Annotated in this window: 22 protein-coding genes; 7 read left to right on the top strand and 15 right to left on the bottom strand. The window is 63.2% G+C overall.

The annotated features are described in order from the left end of the window. Both BTW07_RS07705 and BTW07_RS07700 read right to left on the bottom strand, forming a co-directional pair. Entirely contained in the window at nt 1-1,530 is a 1,530-nt protein-coding gene (locus BTW07_RS07705; RefSeq protein WP_083941647.1) for a sodium:solute symporter family protein, read from the bottom strand. After that, nucleotides 1,527-1,766 carry a hypothetical protein gene (locus BTW07_RS07700; RefSeq protein ID WP_075569579.1) on the bottom strand — a complete coding sequence of 80 codons (240 nt, stop codon included), beginning with the start codon at nt 1,764-1,766 and terminating at the stop codon, nt 1,527-1,529. Before BTW07_RS07700 ends, BTW07_RS07705 begins: the two co-directional genes overlap by 4 nt. A gap of 117 nt (nt 1,767-1,883) precedes the next feature. Between BTW07_RS07700 and nadC the strand changes: the two genes are divergently transcribed. From nadC to BTW07_RS07680, 4 genes are all read left to right on the top strand, one after another. Next, on the top strand, nt 1,884-2,786 hold the full coding sequence (nadC, locus tag BTW07_RS07695) for a carboxylating nicotinate-nucleotide diphosphorylase (RefSeq protein ID WP_208605389.1): 903 nt from the start codon (nt 1,884-1,886) through the stop codon (nt 2,784-2,786). A 4-nt stretch (nt 2,787-2,790) separates the two neighbouring features. Further along, nucleotides 2,791-3,945: an SIR2 family protein gene (locus tag BTW07_RS07690; protein ID WP_075569578.1), complete on the top strand. Its 1,155-nt coding sequence runs from the start codon at nt 2,791-2,793 to the stop codon at nt 3,943-3,945. A 201-nt stretch (nt 3,946-4,146) separates the two neighbouring features. Continuing rightward, entirely contained in the window at nt 4,147-5,118 is a 972-nt protein-coding gene (locus tag BTW07_RS07685; RefSeq protein ID WP_075569577.1) for an XdhC family protein, read from the top strand. Beyond that, a complete protein-coding gene (locus tag BTW07_RS07680) occupies nt 5,108-5,719 on the top strand; it encodes a nucleotidyltransferase family protein (RefSeq protein ID WP_075569576.1) in 612 nt (203 codons plus the stop codon). Before BTW07_RS07685 ends, BTW07_RS07680 begins: the two co-directional genes overlap by 11 nt. 40 nt (nt 5,720-5,759) lie before the next feature. Here the strand turns inward: BTW07_RS07680 and BTW07_RS07675 are convergent, their stop codons facing one another. Continuing rightward, nucleotides 5,760-6,131 carry a diacylglycerol kinase gene (locus BTW07_RS07675; RefSeq protein ID WP_075569575.1) on the bottom strand — a complete coding sequence of 124 codons (372 nt, stop codon included), beginning with the start codon at nt 6,129-6,131 and terminating at the stop codon, nt 5,760-5,762. A 245-nt stretch (nt 6,132-6,376) separates the two neighbouring features. Between BTW07_RS07675 and pip the strand changes: the two genes are divergently transcribed. Next, nucleotides 6,377-7,333 (top strand): prolyl aminopeptidase, encoded by a 957-nt coding sequence (gene pip, locus BTW07_RS07670; protein WP_075569574.1) that lies wholly within the window; start codon nt 6,377-6,379, stop codon nt 7,331-7,333. Between the two features lie 86 nt (nt 7,334-7,419). Here pip and BTW07_RS07665 read toward each other — a convergent pair whose 3' ends face one another. From BTW07_RS07665 to BTW07_RS07630, 8 genes are all read right to left on the bottom strand, one after another. After that, nucleotides 7,420-7,926, bottom strand: coding sequence for a hypothetical protein (locus BTW07_RS07665; protein ID WP_208605388.1), 507 nt, complete (start codon nt 7,924-7,926; stop codon nt 7,420-7,422). A gap of 197 nt (nt 7,927-8,123) precedes the next feature. Next, nucleotides 8,124-9,314 carry a M20 family metallopeptidase gene (locus BTW07_RS07660; protein ID WP_208605387.1) on the bottom strand — a complete coding sequence of 397 codons (1,191 nt, stop codon included), beginning with the start codon at nt 9,312-9,314 and terminating at the stop codon, nt 8,124-8,126. Next, nucleotides 9,302-10,720 carry a M20 family metallopeptidase gene (locus BTW07_RS07655; RefSeq protein WP_075569573.1) on the bottom strand — a complete coding sequence of 473 codons (1,419 nt, stop codon included), beginning with the start codon at nt 10,718-10,720 and terminating at the stop codon, nt 9,302-9,304. Before BTW07_RS07655 ends, BTW07_RS07660 begins: the two co-directional genes overlap by 13 nt. A gap of 60 nt (nt 10,721-10,780) precedes the next feature. After that, nucleotides 10,781-11,812, bottom strand: a complete 1,032-nt coding sequence (locus tag BTW07_RS07650; RefSeq protein ID WP_110661309.1) for an ABC transporter ATP-binding protein — start codon at nt 11,810-11,812, stop codon at nt 10,781-10,783. Beyond that, nucleotides 11,809-12,810, bottom strand: coding sequence for an ABC transporter ATP-binding protein (locus tag BTW07_RS07645; protein ID WP_075569572.1), 1,002 nt, complete (start codon nt 12,808-12,810; stop codon nt 11,809-11,811). Before BTW07_RS07645 ends, BTW07_RS07650 begins: the two co-directional genes overlap by 4 nt. After that, nucleotides 12,810-13,745: an ABC transporter permease gene (locus tag BTW07_RS07640; RefSeq protein ID WP_083941643.1), complete on the bottom strand. Its 936-nt coding sequence runs from the start codon at nt 13,743-13,745 to the stop codon at nt 12,810-12,812. Before BTW07_RS07640 ends, BTW07_RS07645 begins: the two co-directional genes overlap by 1 nt. Before the next feature lie 9 nt (nt 13,746-13,754). After that, the gene (locus BTW07_RS07635; protein ID WP_075569571.1) at nt 13,755-14,672 is read right to left on the bottom strand and encodes an ABC transporter permease; all 918 of its coding nucleotides are present in this window, start codon (nt 14,670-14,672) and stop codon (nt 13,755-13,757) included. A 76-nt stretch (nt 14,673-14,748) separates the two neighbouring features. Next, nucleotides 14,749-16,269 carry an ABC transporter substrate-binding protein gene (locus tag BTW07_RS07630; RefSeq protein ID WP_075569570.1) on the bottom strand — a complete coding sequence of 507 codons (1,521 nt, stop codon included), beginning with the start codon at nt 16,267-16,269 and terminating at the stop codon, nt 14,749-14,751. A gap of 312 nt (nt 16,270-16,581) precedes the next feature. On the opposite strand from BTW07_RS07630, the gene BTW07_RS07625 reads away from it, so the two are divergent. Next, entirely contained in the window at nt 16,582-17,502 is a 921-nt protein-coding gene (locus BTW07_RS07625) for a LysR family transcriptional regulator (protein ID WP_232823841.1), read from the top strand. A gap of 7 nt (nt 17,503-17,509) precedes the next feature. Here the strand turns inward: BTW07_RS07625 and BTW07_RS07620 are convergent, their stop codons facing one another. The 4 genes from BTW07_RS07620 to BTW07_RS07605 form a co-directional block, all read right to left on the bottom strand. Then, the gene (locus tag BTW07_RS07620; protein WP_075569738.1) at nt 17,510-17,722 is read right to left on the bottom strand and encodes an SEC-C metal-binding domain-containing protein; all 213 of its coding nucleotides are present in this window, start codon (nt 17,720-17,722) and stop codon (nt 17,510-17,512) included. A gap of 89 nt (nt 17,723-17,811) precedes the next feature. Beyond that, on the bottom strand, nt 17,812-18,102 hold the full coding sequence (locus tag BTW07_RS07615) for a cupin domain-containing protein (RefSeq protein WP_075569569.1): 291 nt from the start codon (nt 18,100-18,102) through the stop codon (nt 17,812-17,814). 73 nt (nt 18,103-18,175) lie between these two features. Next, nucleotides 18,176-19,342, bottom strand: a complete 1,167-nt coding sequence (locus BTW07_RS07610; RefSeq protein ID WP_075569568.1) for a glycerophosphodiester phosphodiesterase — start codon at nt 19,340-19,342, stop codon at nt 18,176-18,178. An 84-nt stretch (nt 19,343-19,426) separates the two neighbouring features. Beyond that, nucleotides 19,427-19,801: a VOC family protein gene (locus BTW07_RS07605; protein WP_075569567.1), complete on the bottom strand. Its 375-nt coding sequence runs from the start codon at nt 19,799-19,801 to the stop codon at nt 19,427-19,429. Between the two features lie 427 nt (nt 19,802-20,228). Here BTW07_RS07605 and BTW07_RS07600 point away from each other — a divergent pair, with 427 nt between their 5' ends. Further along, on the top strand, nt 20,229-21,704 hold the full coding sequence (locus BTW07_RS07600; RefSeq protein WP_075569566.1) for a DEAD/DEAH box helicase: 1,476 nt from the start codon (nt 20,229-20,231) through the stop codon (nt 21,702-21,704). Nucleotides 21,705-21,854 lie beyond the last annotated feature (150 nt).

Here is a 21,854-nt window from a genome sequence, read left to right as displayed (position 1 = left end):
TTACAGGCGACCGTCGGGCGAGATGCCGGAAGACTCGCCTGCAGCAGCTCTCCCGCCACTCGATGTCGCCGTGCCCGCCGTTGTCATGAACTCGCTGGCCGACTCTCGGTTCGGCCGGGTCAGTAGACTCACGATCACGAACAGCGCCACGGCAACCGGCAGCGCCCAGATACCTGCCGGCAGCCCCAGCGGTTTGGCGCCGCTCAGGTAAAGCGCGATGACGACCAGACCGCCGATGACGATGCTGGCCAGCGCACCGGCCGCCGTACCGCGTTTCCAGTAGAAGGCGCCGATGATCGCCGGAACGACGACGACCAGACCGGTGGAAGCCGCCACCGAGAGCACCGCGATCAGACTGAGCTGCAGCTCCGCGAACAGGAAGGCGAGAATCGCGATGACCGGCAGCACCCATTTGCCTACCTTGAGCTGTGTCGCCTCGCTGGCAGCGGTGGCGATGTTGGCATAGACGTCCCGCGACAGCATCGACGACAGCGTCAGCATGATCGAATCGATGGTCGACACCGCCGCCGCCAGAATCCCCACCATCACGATCACGCCCAGCACCGGCGGCACGTGTTCGGAGGCCAGCAGCGTCGGCGTCGCCAGATCCGACTGGGCCAGATCGGGGAACGCCACCAGCGCCGAGAAGCCCCACAGCACCGAGACAACGGTGTAGAGGAAACCGAAGATCAGAAAGCCGATCAGCATCTGGCGCATCGACTTCAGCGACGCCGGCATGAACAGCCGCTGGCTGACCTGGGGGTTGGAGAGACTGAAGAAGAACCATGGAATCGTCAGCCCCAGAAAGGTGGTGAAGCTGAAAAGTCCTGGCCCAGGGACCGTGAGAGAAGCCGGGTGCTCCGTGGCGAGCGTGTCGAACAGCTCGGCGAAGCCGCCAAGCGAGTGCACCACCAGCAGTGCCACCAGTGTCGACGCGACGATCATGAACAGTGCCTGCAGCGAGTCCGTCCACATCACCGAACGAATCCCGGCGATATAGGAAAACAGGATCGCCAGTACCGTCGACACGACCACGCCGGTGGTGAACGAGATCGCGCCGCCGCTCATCCCCGCCAGCAGATAGCCGACGCCGGCCAGTTGTACCGCCGCATAGGGGATCAGAAACAGACAGCTGGCGATGGCGGTCGCCACGGCGACTTTTCGATCGCCGTATCGATGGCCGAGCATCTCGCTGGGCGTCACGTAACCGAAACGCTTGCCCACCGCCCAGAACTTGGGCCCGAAGATCGCTACCAGCGACACGCCGGCGAAATAGACGATCTCGAACCCGAACGCGCCGACGCCCCCGGCGTAGGTCAGCCCCGCCAACCCCACCATCATGAAGGCACTGTAGGTCGTGGCACTGTAGCTCAGCGCCGAGACGAAACCGTTCATCTGGCGGTTGCCGAGAAAATACCCGGACATGTCGACACCGGCCCCGTTGGTGGTCTTGCCGCGGGAGAGAAAGGCAACGCCCAGGCCCACGATCAGGTAGACGATGACCGCGCTCCAGATCAGTCCTGTCGTCATCGTCTGCGCCTCCGCTGCGTCGGCAACTCGTCACCGCGAGGCTCCGCGTCAGGCGACTCCCCTGTCTGAAACGTCCGGGTGATCATGATGTTGGCGACGATGACCAGCACGCCGACCACGCACCAGAACAGGAAGCTGCCGTACCAGGCATGAACCTGTCCAAGCAGACCATACGGCACGACGTAACACGAAAGGACCAGTATCCAGACGCCCCATATCCAACCCCGAGCGCTCATTGGCAATTCCCCACCTTGTGCTTTTTGGACATTTTGTCATTTACAGTAAGCGCATCACTGCAGCGCCCATGATAACGCGATAGTCTCGAAGACGATGAAACCGCCATGGAATTTTCGATGACCGCAACCTCCCTAGTCTCTGACGTTTCGACCGTGTGGCAGATGGACCCCATGGCACTCGACGCACGCCTGCGCGACTTCCTGGCCGAAGATATCGGTCACGTGGATCTGACCGCGACCCTGATGGTCGACGAAGCGTCGATCGGCCAGTTCGAGATGCGCGCAAGAGAGCCAATGACGATCGCCGGGCTTGCGGTCGCCGCCCGCGTGTTCTCGCTCTACGACGCGCGTATCGAGATCGAACGGTTGGCCGTGGACGGCCAGACGGTCTCCGAAGGCATCACGCTGATGCGGCTGCAAGGCCCGGCCCGTAGCCTGCTGACGGCAGAGCGCACCGCGTTGAATCTGATCCAGCATCTGTCGGGCATCGCGACCCTCACGGCGCAATACGTCGAACGGATCGCCGGCACCGGCGCGCAGCTGGTCGATACCCGCAAGACGACGCCCGGCCTGCGCGCGCTGGAAAAACACGCCGTGGCCTGCGGCGGCGGTCGCAACCATCGGCTCGGCCTCGACAGTGGCGTGATGCTGAAAGACAACCACATCGCGGTCTGCGGCGGTATCGCAGAGGCCGTGGCGCGGGCTCGATCACGAGTGCCGGTGCTGACGCGTATCGAAGTGGAGTGCGACCGGCTGGATCAGGTGGAGGAAGCGCTCGCCGCCGGCGCGGACATGATCATGCTCGACAACATGGCGGTGGAGACGATGCGCAGCGCCGTCGAGCTGGTGAGCGGCCGCGTACCGCTGGAAGCGTCCGGCGGCGTGCGCCTGGAGACGATACGCGCCATCGCCGAAACCGGCGTCGACTTCATTTCGGTCGGACGGATCACCCAATCGGCACCGGCGGTCGATATTGGCCTGGATGACGTGGTGGACGTGCCGCCGCCCCGGGAGGCGTGATTCGATGTCATCCACCGAGATCAGCAACGCCGCCACCGTCGAGGCGTTCGATACGCTCATGTCGGGCCTGCTGGCGCAGGATTTCGGGCTGCGCAAGCCGCCCGTCGTCACCTTCTGGTGCGGCGCGGGGTTCTCGAAGGCGTGGGATCCGCGCTCGCCCACCGACGGCGAGCTGTTCGCCATCGATCTCGACGACATTCGCGATTTTCCCAACCTCCAGCATGTGATGCACGTCATCGGCTGGGAGCATTATCGCCACCTGGACTTCGAGCGATTCAAGAACCTGCGCTACGTGCTCGACATGCAGGTACGCTACCCCGATATCCGCAATCGCTACTTCGACGACCAGAACCTGCGGCTGAGCATTCACGAGCTGCGTACCCTGGTCATGCGTCGCTTCAGCGCCGCCTGCGATATCCATAACGTCGATGACACCACGTTACGCTTCACCTCGCCCTACGACAGCGACGGCCAGCGCGCGATCACGCAATTCTTCGCCTCGCTGGAAGATCGCGCGGAACGCGCCGGCCTCGACGAGAACTGGCCGCTCTATCACTTTCTGACCACCAATTACGATTTCACCATCGAGACCATCCTCGAGCACGTCTACCGCCAGCAGGCTCCGGTATTCGGTCGCCTGTATCGCGGCATCACGCCACAGCGGATCTGCGGCGGTTCGATCTGGGAGCACCTGCCGCGCACCGTCGATCGCAACGTGATCAAGATCAACGGCGGGTTCGAGATCCTGCCCACGGCTCAGGGTTTCGACTTCGAGTATCGCCGCCGCAGCGATACCGAAATCCGGCAGGAGCCGCCGCTGCTGATCCTGCCGTCCCAGGTTCAGGACTACGACGAACCCTATTTCCATCAGGTCTTTCCCAAGGCCGTGCGTCTGTTGCGCGAAACCGACGTGCTGGTGATCGTCGGCTACAGCATGCCCCAGGAGGACTCGCTGGTTCGATTCATCCTGCGCCAGCTGGCGGAGAGTCCCAACGATGCCAAGGGCAAGCATGTGTTCGTCATCGACACCAAGAATCATTCGACCATCAAGTCGCGGCTCGAGGAGATGTTCTTCTATCTCCCGCGCACCGGCTGGCCTCGCGAGCACTACTACAGCGGCCGCTTCGAGGACTTCTGCAAGCGCATCGCCCGGTGCTGACGTTCACCAGTCATTCGCTGGTCGTGAGTCGCTCCTCATTCGCCGTTCGCCGGCCGTCGATCATGACTCACGGCCGCCCGTCAAATGGCGCATCGTTGCGGAACTCGACCCCACGGGCCCCCGAAGATCCCTTATCCTAGGCACCATGACCTTTCCGCCCGTCACGGAAGACGCGGCCTTCTCGCTCACAACGGAAACCTCATGCAACACCTCGATCTCCAAGTCATCGATGCCGCCCTCGAATGGGCCAATGCCGGCGAACCGATCTGGCTCTGCAGCGTGCTGGCGACATTCGGCTCCTCGCCGCGCGAGCCGGGCTCGATGCTGGTCGCCAAGGCCGACGGCACGCATGTCGGCTCGCTCTCCGGCGGCTGCATCGAAGAGGACTTTCTCGGCAGGATCGCCGAGGGGCATTTCGACGATGCGCTGTCGGTCGTACGCTACGGTGAAGGCGCCGACGAATCCCCTCAGGTATCGCTGCCCTGCGGCGGGATTCTGGACGTGCTGGTGGATCGGCTGACGCCGGATGCCGCGACGCTGACGCATCTGGAAGTGCTTCACGCCACCTTGTTGGGCCAGCGCTCGCTGGTCCGGCGGATCGATCTGGAGAGCGGCCGCAAGCGCTTCGTCGAGGGCGGCGAGAATGGTCCGCGGGTCGAGCGCGACGGCCAGATCATTCAGCTTCGGGTGGGGCCGGCTCTGCGCCTGATCATCGCGGGCATTTCGCCGGTGTCGCGTTTCTGCGCCGAGTTCGCGCGCACGTTGGGCTTCGAGGTGATCGTCTGCGACCCCAGAGAAGAAGCCCGCCGCGATTTCCAGGTCGAGGGCATCGAGATGCAGTCGGTGCTGCCGTCATTGTTCATCGGCGCCGGCGCCACCCACGCCGCTACCGCCATCGTCGCGCTGACCCACGACCCCCGGATCGACGATCTGGCGATGATCGAAGCGGTACGCACGCCGGCGTTCTACATCGGCGTGATGGGGTCGAAACGCACTTCCGAGAAGCGCGCCGAGCGTCTCAAGCGCTCCGGCGGACTGGACGACGACGCCATTTCGCGCATCCAGATGCCGATCGGGCTCAATCTCGACAGCAAGACGCCTGCCGAGATCGCCCTCGCCGTGGTCGCAGACGTGCTCCGCGTAAGGCGCGGCAAGTCACGCCATGAGCTCTGACTCCCAGACCGAGTCGCCAGCCGTCGTGGCGCTGATCATGGCGGCCGGCGTGTCTCGCCGCTTCGGCAGCGACAAGCGACAGGCCAGGCTCGGCGACGGCCGAACGCTGCTGGCGACCACGCTGGAAACGGTTTCACAGGCCTATTCCCGATGCTGGCTGACGACGCGCCCGGGCGACGATGCCGTCCTCGCTGCGCTCGAGCTGGCCGGAACCTCCCCGCTTCGGCGACTGACGGCGGCCCACGCCAGCGGCGGGCTGGGTGGCAGCCTCGGGGACGCGTTCCGTCATCTGATCGTTGAAGACGAGCCGGCAGTCGCTGCCGCCGTGGTACTGGCAGACATGCCGTGGCTGAGTGCGACCACCTGCGCACAACTCAATCGCCATGCCCGTTCCGAGCGTATCGTCATACCCTGCCATCAGGGACAACGCGGTCATCCGGTGCTGTTCGGGCGCACTTTCTGGCCGGCGCTGGCACAGCTGAAGAAAGGAGACGGGGCGAGAGCCATCGTGAAGGCGAATCGCGAAGCCGTTCATCTCGTCGATGTCGACGATGCCGGCATTTGGCGGGATGTCGACACCCCGCAGGATCTGGAAGACTAGACGTTGTTCACTCGCCTCGGGGACAACGAACTGGGCGACATCAACCGAAGAACTTGTCCCAGGCCAGCAGCCCCCAGGTCACGGCCGCCATCCCCAGGGCCAGCATCACCGCCGCCGAGCCGATGTCCTTGGCGCGCCCGGAGAGCTCGTGATGTTCGGGGCCGATTCGATCGACGACCGTCTCCACCGCGCTGTTGAGCAGTTCGACGATCAGCACGAAGATGCAACTGCCGACCAGCACCAGCCATTCGACGGGATTCTTGCCGATCCACCAGGCAAAGGGCACCAGCACGACGCAAAGCGCCACTTCCTGGCGAAAGGCCGTCTCGTTGCGAAATGCCGCCACCAGACCTTTCAACGAGTACCCCGTGGAGTAGACCAGATGACGAAAACCGGTGTCGCGAGATTTCATGGATGTCCGTTGCAGCCCGATGCGCGGCTGCCCTCTAACGTGATTCGAGTGTCGGCGCTCTGCCAACGTATATAGGCGACGATGGTAGCAGAGGTCCATGACGACATCATCGGCATCGACTGTCCGTGCGGACCGCCCGAATCTCGATGGCGGGGCCGGCAGTGCAGTTGGCACCCTCCCCGTGCGGCCCTTATGCTGGTGCGACGACAAGACGACGCAGCGTCAGATTTCCAACAAGGTCAATCATGTCCGAATCCAATCCGCTCTATCCCCCCCTCGAACCTCATGCCAGTGGCCATCTGGAGACCGAAGACGGCCACCAGATCTACTGGGAGCGCTGTGGTAACCCAGACGGCAAGCCGGTGGTTTTCCTCCACGGAGGTCCCGGGGGTGGCTGCCGGCCGATCCATCGTCAGCTGTTCGATCCAACGCGCTACGACATCCTGCTGTTCGACCAGCGCGGCTGCGGGCGCTCGACGCCGCACGCCAGTCTCGACAACAACACGACCTGGCATCTCACCGAAGACATGGAGCGTCTGCGCGAGATGATCGGTGCCGAGCGATGGCAGATCTTCGGCGGATCCTGGGGATCGACGTTGGCACTGGCCTACGCCGAACGCCATCCTGCGCGTGTCAGCGAACTCGTGCTGCGCGGCATCTTCACCATGCGCCAGCAGGAGCTCGACTGGTTCTACAAGCACGGCGCGCGCAACGTGTTCCCCGAAAAATGGGAGCGCCTGGTCGAAATACTCCCGGAGGGCCAGCGCGACGATATCATCCCGGCCTTTCACGAACGGCTCATGGGCGAGGATCGCGAACGCCAGCTCGAGGCCGCCCGGCGCTGGAGCGTGTGGGAAGGCGAAACCTCGAAGCTGGTTCCCGTCGATGCCACCGCTTCGCATGCCGTCGACCACTTCGCACTGGCCTTCGCCCGGATCGAAAACCACTACTTCATCAACAAGGGTTTCTTCGAGTTCGATGATCAGCTATTGCGTCAGGCCGATCGCCTGACAGGCATTCCCGGCGTGATCATTCACGGTCGCTACGACATGGTCTGCCCGCTTCAAAACGCCTGGGATCTGTCGAAGGTCTGGCCCGAAGCGAGGCTCGAGATCATCGAAGCCGCCGGCCATGCGTTCAGCGAACCCGAAATCATGGCCGCGCTGGTCCGGGCAACCGATGGTTTCGCCGATCGCCGCTGATCTCCGGACGCCTCGAGGATCCCGACAAAACAATACGACCCAGAACGGAAAGCCATTGGCTTCCCGTTTTCGTGACGATCGAGGAATCAGTTCTGAGGACGCTGCTTGGTGGCGTCCAGCCCGGTCTTCTTCTCGGTGGTCAGCTTGGTGATCTCGGCCGAACTCTTGATGGCTCGATCGAAGACGTCCTTCAGATCGGCCATCGTCCCGGTACTCCCAAGCGCCCCATCGGCTGCGTTCTGAAAGTTCCAGTGACCGGAAAGACCATCCGCGTTCGGATTGTCGAGAGTCTCGATGGCCGTGTAGACATCGGGGTGGCTCAGCATATAGCTGGCGGCCGCGGAAACCTCCGGCGGCGTATTGCCGCTGGCATTGTTGGCCAGCGCCTGAAGGTCGCTTTTCCACACCGCACCGCCATGATCCTTGACATAGTCTGCAAGGATCTTGCTGGACCGGGAGGCCGAAAGCTGATCTTCGAAGGAAGATAAGGAAGACGACGGGTTGGCGGGACTATTGCCCGTGGCGGTGACGGTAGACATCGGGTTCCCCTGCATGAGGTTCGTTTCGATTATTGTGGCGCGGCTGGATGACATCGGCATGACTTCTGTCAGCGTGCCTCTGGCTAGTGCCCGCAAAGCGGGAACCCGTCGATTATGAAACGCGGCAATCCCCACAAGGAGGCCAAAACGTATCATTGATCGACATAGTGAAACCGAAACGTCACCTTGCGTAACCTAATGCAAGTCGCACCGTTCATTCCGTTGATGGATGCCGTGCTGCCTGCCGCTACTCATGGTTGCACCAATGGTTCGGCAGCCAGACTCACGATTGTCGCCGCCACCGCCTGGGCGCGCGGCACGAAGGTCTCCAGTCGGCAATACTCATCTGCCGTATGCATCTTGGCGCCCACCGGGCCCGTTCCGCAGAGCGTGGGGATACCCAGGCTCGCCGTGGTACCGGCATCCGAACAGCCACCGGTGAATTCGCCCTCGACATTGAAGCCGATCTTCTCGGCCTGCGTACGGTATCGCGCGAACAGCCCCTCGCTCATCGCCGGCTCCATCGGCAGGAATCCCGACGTCTGACGAATCGTTGCCTGCGTTCCAGGAATGTCCTCCTCGGCAATGATCGCCTCGATCGCTGCCAGCAGATCGAGCCGCTGCTGGTTGGTGACGAAGCGCGTGTCCAGCTGTGCCGTGGCCGAAGGGGCCACGGTGTTGCGCGACACCCCACCCTCGATCAATCCGACGTTGGTGGTCACGCCGCTGTCGTAGTCGGTCAATGCATGGAGCCTGACGATCTTGCGCGCCAACGCTTCGATGGCGCTGGCGCCATCCGCATGGCTGACACCGGAATGGGCCGCCTTGCCGGTCACTTCGATCAGAAAGGCTGCTCCGCCCTTGCGGCCGGTGACCACGTTGCCGCTGATACGGCCCGGTTCGGCGTTGAGCACGGCCCGTGCACCACTGGCCGCTTCGCGAATGAAGGCGGTACCGTCGCGGGAGCCGATTTCCTCGTCTGCGGTGAATAGTGCACGCACCGGGAAGGGCAACGGCGACAGGCGCTTGAGCGCCCGCAGCACGAAGATATTGAGCACCAGCCCCGATTTCATGTCGGCAACGCCGGGGCCGAACGCGGTATCGCCCTGCCGGGTGTAGCCACGCTCGGCGACCGTGCCGGTCGGAAACACCGTATCGCGATGCCCCATCATCAGCACATGACCGGCATCGCTGCCGTCGCCCTCCAGCCACGCCTCGAGAATATCGCCGGATTCCGGGCGCGAGATGCGCTTCACGTCGATACCGTCCGCTTCCAGCCAGCCCACGATGACGTCCGCCACCGCATCGGTGCCGGCCTTGTCGTAGCTGTTGGAATCGATATCGACCAAGGTCTTCAAACAGTCGACCATCTCCGCCTGCTGCCCGGCCAGCCAGTCGCAGGCCGTCGCCGTCATTCTCTCTGCATCGTTCAGCGATGCCATTGCTCGCGCTCCTTCAACATGTCTTGTCCGTGTTCGGCCAGATCCCACCATAGCCCGGCCATGATACCCAGACCTTCCCGTACGATGCTCGCCAGGGCGTGTTCGTCGGGGGCGTGCTGAGAGCAGGCCGGATAGGAGTGCGGCACCCACAGCGTCGGCAGCCCCAGCGTTTCGGCGAACACATCGTTGGGCAGCGACCCGCCCAGGTTGGGCAGCAGCGTCGGCACCTTGCCGCTGGACTCGCGAATCGATGCCAGCGCCCAGGTTACCCACGGATCCGACGGGTCGAGTCGCGTCGCATTCATCTGCGACATGCGCGCGCTGCTGACCTCCACGTCGTCGAAGCCGTGAGCGTCGAGATGCCGACGCAGATGTTCGAGGAAGCGCTCGCGGTCGCTGCCGACCACGAAGCGCAGTTGGCAATGGGCATACGCCTCTCCGGGAATCGCATTGGCGGGCGCATCCGGGTTGCCGGCCTTGATCGCCAAAAGCTCCAGCGTATTCCAGGCAAACAGACGCTCGGCGGGCAGCAGGCCCGGCTCGCCCCAGCTCGTGTCGATCGCCGGATCGCCAGGTGTCGCGCCGACCTCGAGCGAGGCGACCGCCTCGCGAACCGGTTCAGGAATCGCCGGCGGACGCAGGCCTTCGATCAGGATCTTGCCGTGGGCATCGACCAGCGTCGACCAGGCATTGGCGAGTCGGGTTGCCGGATTCGAGAGCACGCCGCCCCAGTTACCGGAGTGATGCGCGCCGTCACGGACGCGCAGGCGTAGATCGAAATTGAACGATCCGCGGGAGCCGAGGAATAGTGTCGGCGAGTCCGCCGATAGCCGCGGACCGTCGGAGGCGATGAACAGATCCGCCGAAAGGCGATCTCGATGGGTTTCACAGACAGCCTTGAGCCCTGGCGAGCCGGTCTCCTCTCCCATCTCCAGAATCAGCTTGACGTTGTAGCCAAGCTTGCCGCCGCGCGCGTCGATGACACTCGCAAGCGCTGCGAAGTTGATGGTGTGCTGGCCCTTGTTGTCGGCAGTGCCTCGGCCATACCAGCGCTCGCCTTCGACCACGATTCGCCAGGGCGACAGACCTTCCCGCCACTGCGAATCGTAGCCGCGCACGACATCGCCGTGACCGTAGGTGAGCAAAGTCAGCGCCGTCTCGACTTCGATACGCTCGGCCAGCAGGAACGGCCCGAAACCGCTGACCGGGTTATCGACGATCTCCCAGGTGAATCCCAGTTTCTCGATATCGGGAATCACGAAGTCGGTCAGATAACGGCGTAATTCGCTGTCGCGCCCCGCCTCCTGGCTTTCGCTACGCACCGCGATGCGGGCATCGAGCTGACGCAGGAAGTCGCCATTGTCGAAGCCATCCCGCGCGTGTTGCAGCGCTTGTGGTCGCGCCATGAATCTCTCCTCGTTGAATTCGAATGATGGTGGAACGGCCTGAGTTCGTGTCGAACGAACTCAGGCGAAATGGCAGGCGACTCGGGCGTTGTCGCCACGGATATCCTCCAGTCGCGGCCGTTGTTGACGACAGACCGCCTCAGCCCTGGGGCAACGCGGATGAAAGGCGCACCCGGAGGGCGGCGCGCTCGGATCCGGCATGGCGTCGCCCATCCCGATATCCGGCACGCCCAGCCCGGGCTCCGGCGTCAAGGCGGAGGCCAGCAGCGCCTGGGTGTAGGGATGACGCGGCGCGCCGAAGATCTGTGCTCGCGTGCCCTCCTCGACGATACGCCCCAGGTACATCACTGCCACCCGATCGACCAGATGCTCGACCACCGCCAGATCGTGGCTGATGAACAGGTAGGTCAATCCGAACGCCTGCTTGAGATCCAGCAGCAGGTTGAGAATCTGTGCCTGAACAGAGACGTCCAGCGCCGAGGTCGGCTCGTCGCAGATCACGATATCCGGACGCATGATCAACGCGCGGGCAATGGCCACGCGCTGGCGCTGGCCGCCCGAAAGCTGGCCCGGGAACTGATCGGCGGCGCGTCGGGGCAGCCCGACCACATCCAGGGTTTCGGCGACGCGTGCCGCTCGCTCGCGGGCCGTGCCGATGCCGTGCACCTGCAACGGCAATCCAACGATCTGTGAAATCCGCTTGCGCGGATTGAGCGAAGAGTAGGGATCCTGGAAGATCGGCTGAACGTGCCGCGCCAGCGCTTTCTGGTTGGCGCCCCGCAGCGGCTTGCCATCGACCAGCACGTCACCCTCGCTGGGTGTCGTCAGCCCCAGCAGCATCTTGGCCAGGGTGCTCTTGCCACAGCCCGACTCCCCCACCAGCCCCATGACCTGCCCCCGCGGGATCCGCAGTGAAACGTCGCTGACCGCGCCGAGCGAGCGTCCCCGTTTGAACAGTCCACCGCCCAGCGTGTAGCTTTTCGAGAGTCCGCAAAGCTCCAGTGCCGGCGGCGTTCGCGATATCGAAGCGGCGCTCGGCGTCGTCGACAACGGGCGCGGTCCGGCTATCTCGATGGTCGAATCTACGTTCATGACATCGTCTCCGGTTGACGCGGCGCCGGTACCGACTGATCGGCAAAGTGACAGCGGGCCTGGTGATCGTCGAGCAACGATTTCAATGGCGGCGTCCGTTCACAGGTCGGCTGCGCCTGCGGACAGCGATTGCGAAATGCGCACCCTTCGACGTTCCCCACGAGACTGGGCACGACGCCCGGAATCGCCTGCAGTCGACTGCCGGGAGGCGTCTTGCCCGGCGCGGGAATGCAGCTCAACAGGCCGCGTGTGTAGGGATGTCCGGGATTGGCGTAGAGTGCCGGCGTGGGTGCCGATTCGATCACCTCGCCGGCATACATGACCGAGACGCGATCGGCGATGCGTGCCACCACGCCGAGGTCATGGGTGATGAAGATCACCGCGGTGCCGAACTCCTGCTGCAGCTCACGCAGCAGGCGCAGGATCTGGGCCTGAATCGTCACGTCGAGGGCCGTGGTCGGCTCGTCGGCGATGATCAGGTCGGGTTCGCACATCAGCGCCATGGCGATCATCACGCGCTGTCGCAACCCGCCGGAGAGCTGATGGGGATACTGATTGAGCCGGTCCTTGGCGGCGCTGATGCCAACGCGCTCCAGCAGATAGATCGCCCGTTCGCTGGCCTCGCGCCGACTGACACCACGGTGTCGAATCACGCCTTCACACAGTTGATTGCCCAGCGTGTAGGCCGGATTGAGCGCGGTCATCGGCTCCTGAAAAATCATCGACATTCGCGCGCCGCGCAGGTCGCTGCGGCGCCGTTCGGAGAGCGTGGTCAGATCGATCCCGTCGAATTCGAGCCGGTCCGCCGTCAGCCTGGCCTTGCGCGGCAGCAGTCCCATCAGCGCCAGCGACGTCATCGACTTGCCGCAGCCGGACTCCCCGACCAGGCAGAGCATCTCGCCGCGATCGACGTGGAAGTCGATACCGCGCACGGCGTGCAGCGTACCCGCCTCTACCGGCAGATCGACGCGCAGGTTTTTCACGTCCAGCAATGGCATCAGTTGCGCCCTCCCGGTGCGTTGAGATCCCGTAGCCCATCGCCTAGCAGGTTGATCGCCAGTACCAGCACGAACAGCGCGATCCCCGGAATTGCGATGACCCAGGGCTGGAAGAACATGTAGGCCTTGCCTTCGGCGACCATCAGCCCCCAGGACGGTAGCGGCGGCTGAACGCCCATGCCGAGAAACGACAGCGTCGCCTCGAGCAGGATCGCGTGGGCCATCTCCAGGGTCATCACCACGATCAGCGAGCCGGCGATGTTGGGCAGCACTTCCCGCAGCAGGATGTACGGCAGCGAGCAGCCCAGCGTGCGTGCCGCATAGACGTATTCGGCGTCGCGCACCTGCTGGGTGACCGAGCGTGACACCACCGCGAATCGATCCCACAGCAGCAGACCCAGCAACACGATCACCGTGGTCAGCGAGCCACCGGTTAGCGAGGAGAGCGCCAGCGCCACCAGCACCACCGGCATCGCCAGACGCGTGGTGATGATGTAGCTGATGACCGCATCCACACGGCCGCCGAAATAGCCGGCCAGCACGCCCAGCGTGGTGCCGATGATGCCGGAGATCAGTGCGACCACCAGCCCGATGGTCAATGAAATGCGAGTGCCGAAGAGCAGCCGACTCAAGGTGTCGCGGCCCAGCTTGTCGGTGCCCAGTACGTGTATCCATGAGCCCTTGTCGTGCCACACCGGCGGCACCATCCGGTTGGCGATGTCCTGATGATAGGGGTCATGAGGCGCCAGCAGCGGCGCGAAGAGCGCGATCAGCACGGCCAGCCCGACCACGATCAGGCCGATCGCCAGACCGCGATGGCCGAACAGTCGACGGGTCACTCGCGACCATGCCGGCGCCGGCAGCGGAATCTCGCCCAGAGAGGCGCCGGCCGTCGACGCGGAAGACTCGGCCGGCGAAACGTTCGAAATCGTCATGTCGTCTCCTCAGCGGGTGCGGATACGGGGATCGAGCGCCGCGTTGGCGACATCCGCCAGCAGCGTCAGCACGATGTAGAACAGCGCGATGATCAGCACCACGGCCTGCACGACGGGATAGTCGTTGCGCGAGATGGCATCCCAGGCCAGCTGACCCAGCCCATTGAGCGAGAAGACCGACTCGATGACCACCGAACCGCCGAGCATGAACCCGAGTTCGACGGCGGCCAGCGCCACCACCGGAATGATCGCGTTGCGCAGCGCGTGCTTGAAGATCACCGACCCGGTGCGCAGCCCCTTGGCCCGAGCCGTGCGGATATAGTCGGCCTCCAGCACCTCGAGCATGCCGGTCCGGGTCAAGCGCATCATCGCGGGCGTGGCGTAGTAGCCCAGCGCGATTGCCGGGAGCACGAAATGCTGCCAGCCGTCGCTACCCGCGGCAGGCAGCCACTGCAGGGTGACGGCGAAGATCACGATCAGGGTCAGGCCGAACCAGAAACTCGGCATCGCCTGACCCACGACGGCAAACAGCAGCGCCAGCCGATCGACCCAGGTGTCGCGCTTGAGCGCCGCCAACACGCCGAGCGGGATCGCGATGCTCACCGCCAGTGCCAGCGCGAGGCCGCCCAGGGTCAACGTGATCGGCATTCGATCGACGATCAGATCGACCACCGTGCTCTGGTAGTAGTAGGAGCGGCCGAAATCGAAAGTCAGCGCGCCACCCAGCCAGTCAAGGTATTGATTGACGATGGGCCGATCGAGTCCGTAGTCGATGCGAATCTGCTCGACCTGCTCGGCGGTCGCCTCCGGCCCGGCGATCGACGTCGCCAGATCGCCGGAAAGATGCAGCAGCATGAAGCTGACGATCGAGATGGTCAGCGCCACGCTGATCGCCACCAGAATCCGGCGAATGATGAAAGTGCCCATGAAACCTCCTCACGCCGCGCGGCCTCGCCTCACCAGGCGCAGGACCGCGCGTACGGGTTACGGATAGCGGAAAGCGTTACTTCCAGCTGGCCTCGGCGAAGCGCGGCAACTCGTCCGGGTAGGGCGTGAAATTCAGATCGGAGGTATAGGCGTAGTAGGTGGAGTAGGAGAACAGCGGCGCCCAGTAGGCCTGCTCGGAGATCCGCTGGAGCGCCTTGCGATAATTCTCCTTGCGGACGTCGGGGTCGACGGACGTATCGCCGGTGTGGAGCCACTGCTGCACCTGCTCGTCCTGCCAGTGGTCATCGGCACCGCCACCGAAATAGACACTGGTGAACGCGGAAACGTCATTGACCGAATAGGAGCCCCAGGTCTTGAACGACATGTCGGTGTTGCCGCCGCGCTGCTGCTCGAGCAACGCCGGCGAGGTCATGAAGCGTAAGTTGACGCGGATGCCGACGTTACGCAGGTCGCCGATCATCGCCTCGGCGTAGTCCCGCTCGCGATAGGCGTAGAGGTTCAGCTCGAAACCATCGCCGTAGCCGGCGTCCGCCAGCAATTGGCGCGCCTTGTCCGGGTCATAATCGTACTCGACCACATCCTGAGTCTCGCAGCCGAACTGGGCGGGAAAGCACGGCGCATAAAGGGGTCGACTGCCGCCCCGCACCAGATTGTCGGCCATGCCTTGGCGATTGATCGCGTGATTGATCGCCTGACGCACTTCGAGATGACTCAACGGCGAATTTTCACGCTTGGCAGCATCGAAGGAGATATACCCGACCCGCATGGTCTCGCCACTGTCCACGGTCAGGTTGGGCATGCCCTGCATCTGCTCGGCCTGATCTGCCGGTACACGCCAGATCCAGTCGACCTGCCCCGTCATCAACTGCGCCACGCGGGAATCCTGATCGGGAATCACCTTGAATTCGAGCTTGCCGATGTGCGGCTTGCCGATCGGGCTATCGGCGAAGTAGTCGTCGTTGCGGGTCATCTTGACGCCTTCCCCCGGCGTCACTTCGGTAATCCGGTAAGGGCCGGTGCCGATCGGCTGCTTGCTGAAACCCTCGAGGCCGACTTTCTGGAAGTACTGATCCGGGAAGACCGGAAGCGGACCGGAGAGATATTCCAGTGCCGCCGGGAAAGGCCCGTTGAGATGGAAGCGGACATGGGTGTCGTCGATCTTCTCGACGCTCTTGATCCAGTCGGTGTTCTGACGCGTGACCACCTTCGAGTCGGGCAACACCACATAATTGAAGGTGAAGACCACATCGTCGGCATTGAAAGGCTCGCCATTCTGGAACGTCACGCCCTGACGCAGCGTCATCTCCAGCGTGGTGTCGTCGACCCAGTGCCACTCGGTGGCGAGCATCGGCTCGTAGGCGTTGGTCTCGGGGTTGCGGTAGATCAGCGTATCCCACGCCAGGTGCGAGATGATCACGCCCTCTCGCAGATTGTTGTGATACGGACTGATGTTTTCGGGTTCGCTGTCCGAGGCGTAGACCAGCGTATCGTCGGCCTTGTTGGCCAGTGCCGGTAGTGACAGGGAGCACAGCGCCGTGCCGGCCACGATATGGCGAAGCGTCAGGTTAGATCGCATTTCAACCTCATTGTTGTGTTGTTGGATGAGAGCGTGTTGTTGGATGAGAGCGTGTTGTTGGATGAGAGCGTGTTGTTGTCACGAAAGCGTATCGTTGGATGAGATCGGGTTGATGGATGAGCATCCGAACGACCGGCGGCGGCGCCTCGTTGGCGGAGGATATTGTGTTGTGGATCCGCTTGAAGAAATGCCCCGTTTCACTCGAAGCTATCGAACGCCCACCCATGCCACAAGTACAATGTTTAGAATCAACCGTTGCCATTTCGGCAAACCTTAATAAAAACAAAGGATGAGTTTCATGGATCGATATTCATGGCGATGAATAGCCGCGCGCTGCAGGAAACTGCCTTGCGCTATTTTCTGACGGTGGTCAAAAGCGGCTCGATCAGCGAAGCCTCGATTCGCCTGAATGTCGCGGCTTCGGCGATCAGTCGGCAGATCGCGCGACTCGAATACGAGCTCGACACCCAGCTGTTCGAGCGCCGCGCCAGAGGCATGGTGCCGAGCGCCGCCGGGGAGCTACTGGCGGCGCATGCCAGGCGCATGCAGTTGGAAACCGAACGCGTGGCCAGTGACATTCAAGCACTTCAAGGGCTCGAACGTGGCACGGTGCGTCTGGCTTGCTCGGAGGGTTTCGCGGTGGATTTCATACCGCTGACGATCATCCAATTTCGACGCCGCTATCAAGGCATCCAGTTTCGGCTCAGCGTGAGTTCGCCTGCCGAGGTGACACGCAAGGTACGCGAGGGAGAAGCGGATATCGGCTTGACCTTCAGCCTGGCCCCGGAGCGCGACATTCAGGTGGCCTCGCGCCAGCGCTCGCGCATCCAGGCGCTGATGGCCCATGACCACCCGCTGGCGAGCCGACGTGACGTGAAGCTGGCACAGCTGCAGCCCCATCCTATCGCCCTGCCGCCCCCGGAGACGACGTTACGTCAGCTGTTCGACATCTGCTGCAGTCAGCAGAATCTGATCTTCGAGTCGATTTTCACCAGCAACTACACCGAGGCACTGGTCAATTTCGCCATGCTGGGCGGCGCCATTGCTCTGGCCGGCGAGATTTCGATTCGTCATCGGCTGCTTCATGACCGGCTGGTCGCGGTGCCGATCAGAGATGCCGGCATGGACGCGCGCCACGTGGAGCTGCAGACACTCGCCAACCGCACGCTGCCGGCGGCGACCGAGGCGTTTCTCGAACATCTCAAGGCGATGATGGAAGCTGGCAAGCCATGACAGGCTTTCAGCCGGCGTGGCACTTCTTGAACTTCTTGCCGCTGCCACAGGGGCAAGGGTCGTTGCGGCCGATATCCTTCATCGCATTGCGCGCCGGCGCTTGCGCTTCGTGGTGATGATGCTGGCAGTGCGGGCCGTGAACGTGACCGGAAGCACCATGATCATGGTCGTGGCTGTGGTCGTGCTGGCAGTCCGGGCCGTGGACGTGAGGCTGAGTCATAACGCGATACCGTGATGAATGGAGGATGACCGACGGGCGATTATCCTCCATGGTTCGAGGCAGCGCCATTGCCTGGCGACGTGAGCGCGCTACTTGATCTCGATCTCGACGAACACGAATTCGAAATCATTGGCATTGACCACGTTGTGCTCGGCGCCCTTGTCCCGGTAGTAGGAAACGCCGGCTTCCAGCGTCGAGAACGTATGGCCATCCAGCGTCTCGAGTTCGAGCTTGCCGGTGGACTGCGGCACCACGACATAGTCGTGCTCATGGGCATGCCAGCCGGTCTCGGCGCCAGGAGGAAAGCGCCACTCGGTCACCACGACACGGTCATTGTCGATCTGTACGGTTGGCTGGGCCTGGGGGCGCGAAGCGCTCATGCAACAACTCCTCTGTCGAAATCGTGGGGTACGCCGGGCGTCGACGCGATTTTGCCGATGCCCGACCGGGTCGTCAGTAGCCGTGGCGCTCGAGGATGGCGTCCTGGTCCTGGGCCGGATGGCCATGGAATTCCAGCAACTGTTCCGCGCGGTTGGTGAAGAAGCCATCGACGCCGCGCTGCTGGTAGCGTTCGAAGTCCGCCGGCTCGTCGACCGTATAGAGATGCACCAGCATGCCGTCGTCATGGGCCATGCCGACCATCCAGGGCTCGGCCAGCTCCATGTAGCTGAACTGGCTGCTGAACTGGCCGTCGTGCTCCGTCTGGATCGCCGACGGGCCGACGCCGATCGCGCCATGATCCTTGGCAAAGTCGAGCCAGGACCGATACGCCTCTGGTGAAGCGACCTGCTGGCGGGCGTAGTAATCGGCCTTGCTCTCGTCGTCCCGCTGCGGCTTGGCTGGCGCGGCCTCGATACCGCCCTTCCCCAGCCATAGCAGCAAGACGCGCGGTACCTCCGGCATGGTCTCCTCCAGCGTCTCAAGGCTCGCCTTGGAGAAGGTCTGCATCACCACGCGGCCCGGCGTGTCACCCACGTTCACAGCCCCCTGTTCGGCGGCAGGTCGAGTCTTCGCTGCCTTGCCGAGCCATCCCCGCGCCTCGAGCTTGTCCCGCAGATCCTGTTCGATACCCGGAAACTGCTCGGGCACCTTGGTCTCGATATAGAGCCCGGGATGGTTATCGCCACTCTCGGCGATGTCGATCACCTCATCCAGCGTCAATATTTCGAGACCTGAATAACTGTCGCGGGCACGGTCCGGATAGCTCGCGTTGAACCAGCTGCCGGCGTCGAGCTGCTTGAGCTCGTCGAGCGTGAAACTCGAGACTGCCGCGTCGGCCCGGTCGGGAAACACGTCAGCCACGTTGGTATTCCGGTTCAGGGTATTGTCGTGAATGGCCACCAGCACGCCATCTTTCGTTCGCTGTAGATCGAGTTCCAGATAATCGACGCCCAGATCCCGCGCCAGAAGGTAAGCGGGCCGGGTCGACTCCGGCGCCTGGTAGGAGGCGCCCCGATGGGCGATGACCGCGTCACAGGGAATCGGAATCTTGGTACAAAGCGTCGAGCCTTGCGGTTCGCCGTCGTCCTGAGACTGGGCATTGGCCGCATGGGCGACCCCCATCGGCAGCAGCAGGCTGACACCACAGGCCAGTAGCCAGCGACGCGGCACAATGGTCATCGTTATCTCCTCGCTTCATTCGTTATCGGATCTCTCGACCCGATCGGACCTAGACGCTACCCGATAATCCCAACGTTGACCAAGTCAGGACCAGACGTTGACGTTATCGGCGTCGGCGAAATCCGGTCGCTGCGGATGAACGATACAGAACCGATGGCCGGTAGGCGCCTCCATCACCGTCCAGCGTTCCCGCCGCTCGATCACCGTCGCACCCAGCCCTTCCAGCCGGGTCACTTCTGCCTCGATATCGTCGCTTTCGATATCCAGATGAACCCGGCTGGGATGATCCACCTGCTGGATCAACACATCGGGCTGATCCGGAGGCGTGGCCAGCTTGCCGTACTTGTCGTCGGTCTCTTGACAAGGCCAGCCCAGTGCCCGGGCCCAGAAATCGATGGCGGAAGATTTCTCCTCGCCCTGGCTATCGATGACGAGTGCCGCCAGACGACTCTTGTGCATTATCGTTCTCCTGTCCGTTAAGCAGATCCAGAAAGCGTGTCGCTATCCAGCATAGCCAGTGCCGGGCATGACGGCCTGTCTATGACTGACTTCGCTCAACGACTTCCCCCAATCGTCTTCCCTCGCCCCAGTCAGTCCTTACTTCGGCTGCAGGCGAGCTGCCAGGCTCCTCTCATTGGTCCGCTTCATTCCAAAGCCGGCGCCGGGCCTCATTCGACGATAGTCGCGGTACCGGGATGGCGGCGCGAGTCCACATGCGTTAAGCTGCAGCCCCAACGCCGTTACCTGTCTGACCGTCGTCACGCGAAGCTGAAAGAGTTGACGACCCTCCTATTTGCCGCCTCCAGGCGCATCAGCCAGCACTGGCATTTCCCGGTAGAGCTTAGCCGCTTCGCTTCGCTAATCGCCGCGACCTAGAGAATACCGAATGAGTTTTGACTCACTGGGCCTTAGTGCCCCGTTGCTGAAAGCCGTTGCCGAACAGGGCTACGACACTCCCTCCCCGATTCAGTCACAGGCGATTCCTGCCGTCCTCGAGGGAAGAGACGTCATGGCGGCCGCACAGACCGGCACCGGCAAGACCGCAGGATTCACCCTGCCGATCCTGCACCGCCTGTCTCAAGGTGAACGCCCTCGGGGCGGTTCACAGATTCCGGTGCGTGCGCTGATCCTGACCCCAACCCGTGAACTCGCCGCGCAGGTTGGCGAGAGCGTGGTGACCTACGGCAAGCACCTGCCGCTCAAGAGCGCCGTGGTCTTCGGCGGGGTCAAGATCAATCCGCAGATCGCCACGCTACGTCAGGGCGTCGACATCCTCGTCGCCACACCTGGCCGTCTGCTCGATCTCTATCAGCAGAAGGTGGTTCGCTTCGACAAGCTCGAAGTGCTGGTCCTCGACGAAGCGGATCGCATGCTCGACATGGGCTTCATCCACGATATCCGCAAGATTCTGGCCGTGCTGCCCAAGCAGCGTCAGAACCTGCTGTTCTCGGCGACCTTCTCCAACGATATCCGCAAGCTGGCCAAGGGCCTGGTCAACGATCCGGTCGAGTTGTCGGTCACGCCGCGCAACGCCGCCGCCGCCACGGTGACCCAATGGGTGCATCCGGTGGACAAGAGCCGCAAGCCGGCCTTGCTGTCGCATCTGATCCAGACCCATCAGTGGCAGCAGGTGCTGGTCTTCACCCGCACCAAACATGGCGCCAACCGTCTGACCAAGTATCTCGAGGGTCAGGGGATCGAAGCCGCGGCGATTCACGGCAACAAGAGTCAGAATGCGCGTACCAAAGCGCTGGCCGACTTCAAGAGCGGCGGTGTTCGTGCACTGATCGCCACCGACATCGCCGCCCGCGGGCTGGATATCGATCAGTTGCCGCAGGTCGTCAACTTCGAGCTTCCCAATGTGGCGGAAGACTACGTTCACCGTATCGGTCGTACCGGTCGTGCTGGCGCCAGCGGGCAGGCCGTTTCGCTGGTCAGCCTGGACGAAAAGAAGGAATTGGCCGGCATCGAGCGTCTGATCAGTCAGCGCTTGAACAGTCAGGCAGTGGAAGGTTTCGAACCGACGCCCGGCGGCGGCCCCAAGGTCGACGAGAACGAAGATCGCCAGCCTCGTGGCGGCCAGCGCCGCAGCAACGGTGGCGGGCGCAGCGGCAATGGTGGTGGCGGACGCGGCAATAGCGGCGGTGGCGCACGCGGCAGCAACGGTGGTGGGCGTGGCAATGGCGGTGGGCGTAGCACCTCATCGAGCCAGCGCAGCGCACGCGACGATAACCGCGGCAATACCAATGGCAACCGGAGCGACGGTGGCAATCGCAATGGTGATGCACCGGCGCAACGCCGTCAGCGCTCCGGCGGTGGCCAACGACGTAGCGGTGGTGGCACCCCCAACGGCAACGTCTGATACCCGACATTCCACCCGGCATCCAACGACAACGCCACCGTCAATGACGGTGGCGTTGTCGTATCCGGCCGGTGATCGGACCGGATCTAGCGATCGGACCGGATCTAGCGATCGGGATCGGGATCGGGATCGGGATCGGGATCGGGATCG

This window comes from Salinicola socius (assembly GCF_001937195.1).
GTDB classification, from domain to species: Bacteria; Pseudomonadota; Gammaproteobacteria; order Pseudomonadales; family Halomonadaceae; genus Salinicola; species Salinicola socius.
Note: the sequence above shows the minus strand (reverse complement) of the source record. Positions and strands in the feature narration are given on the sequence as shown.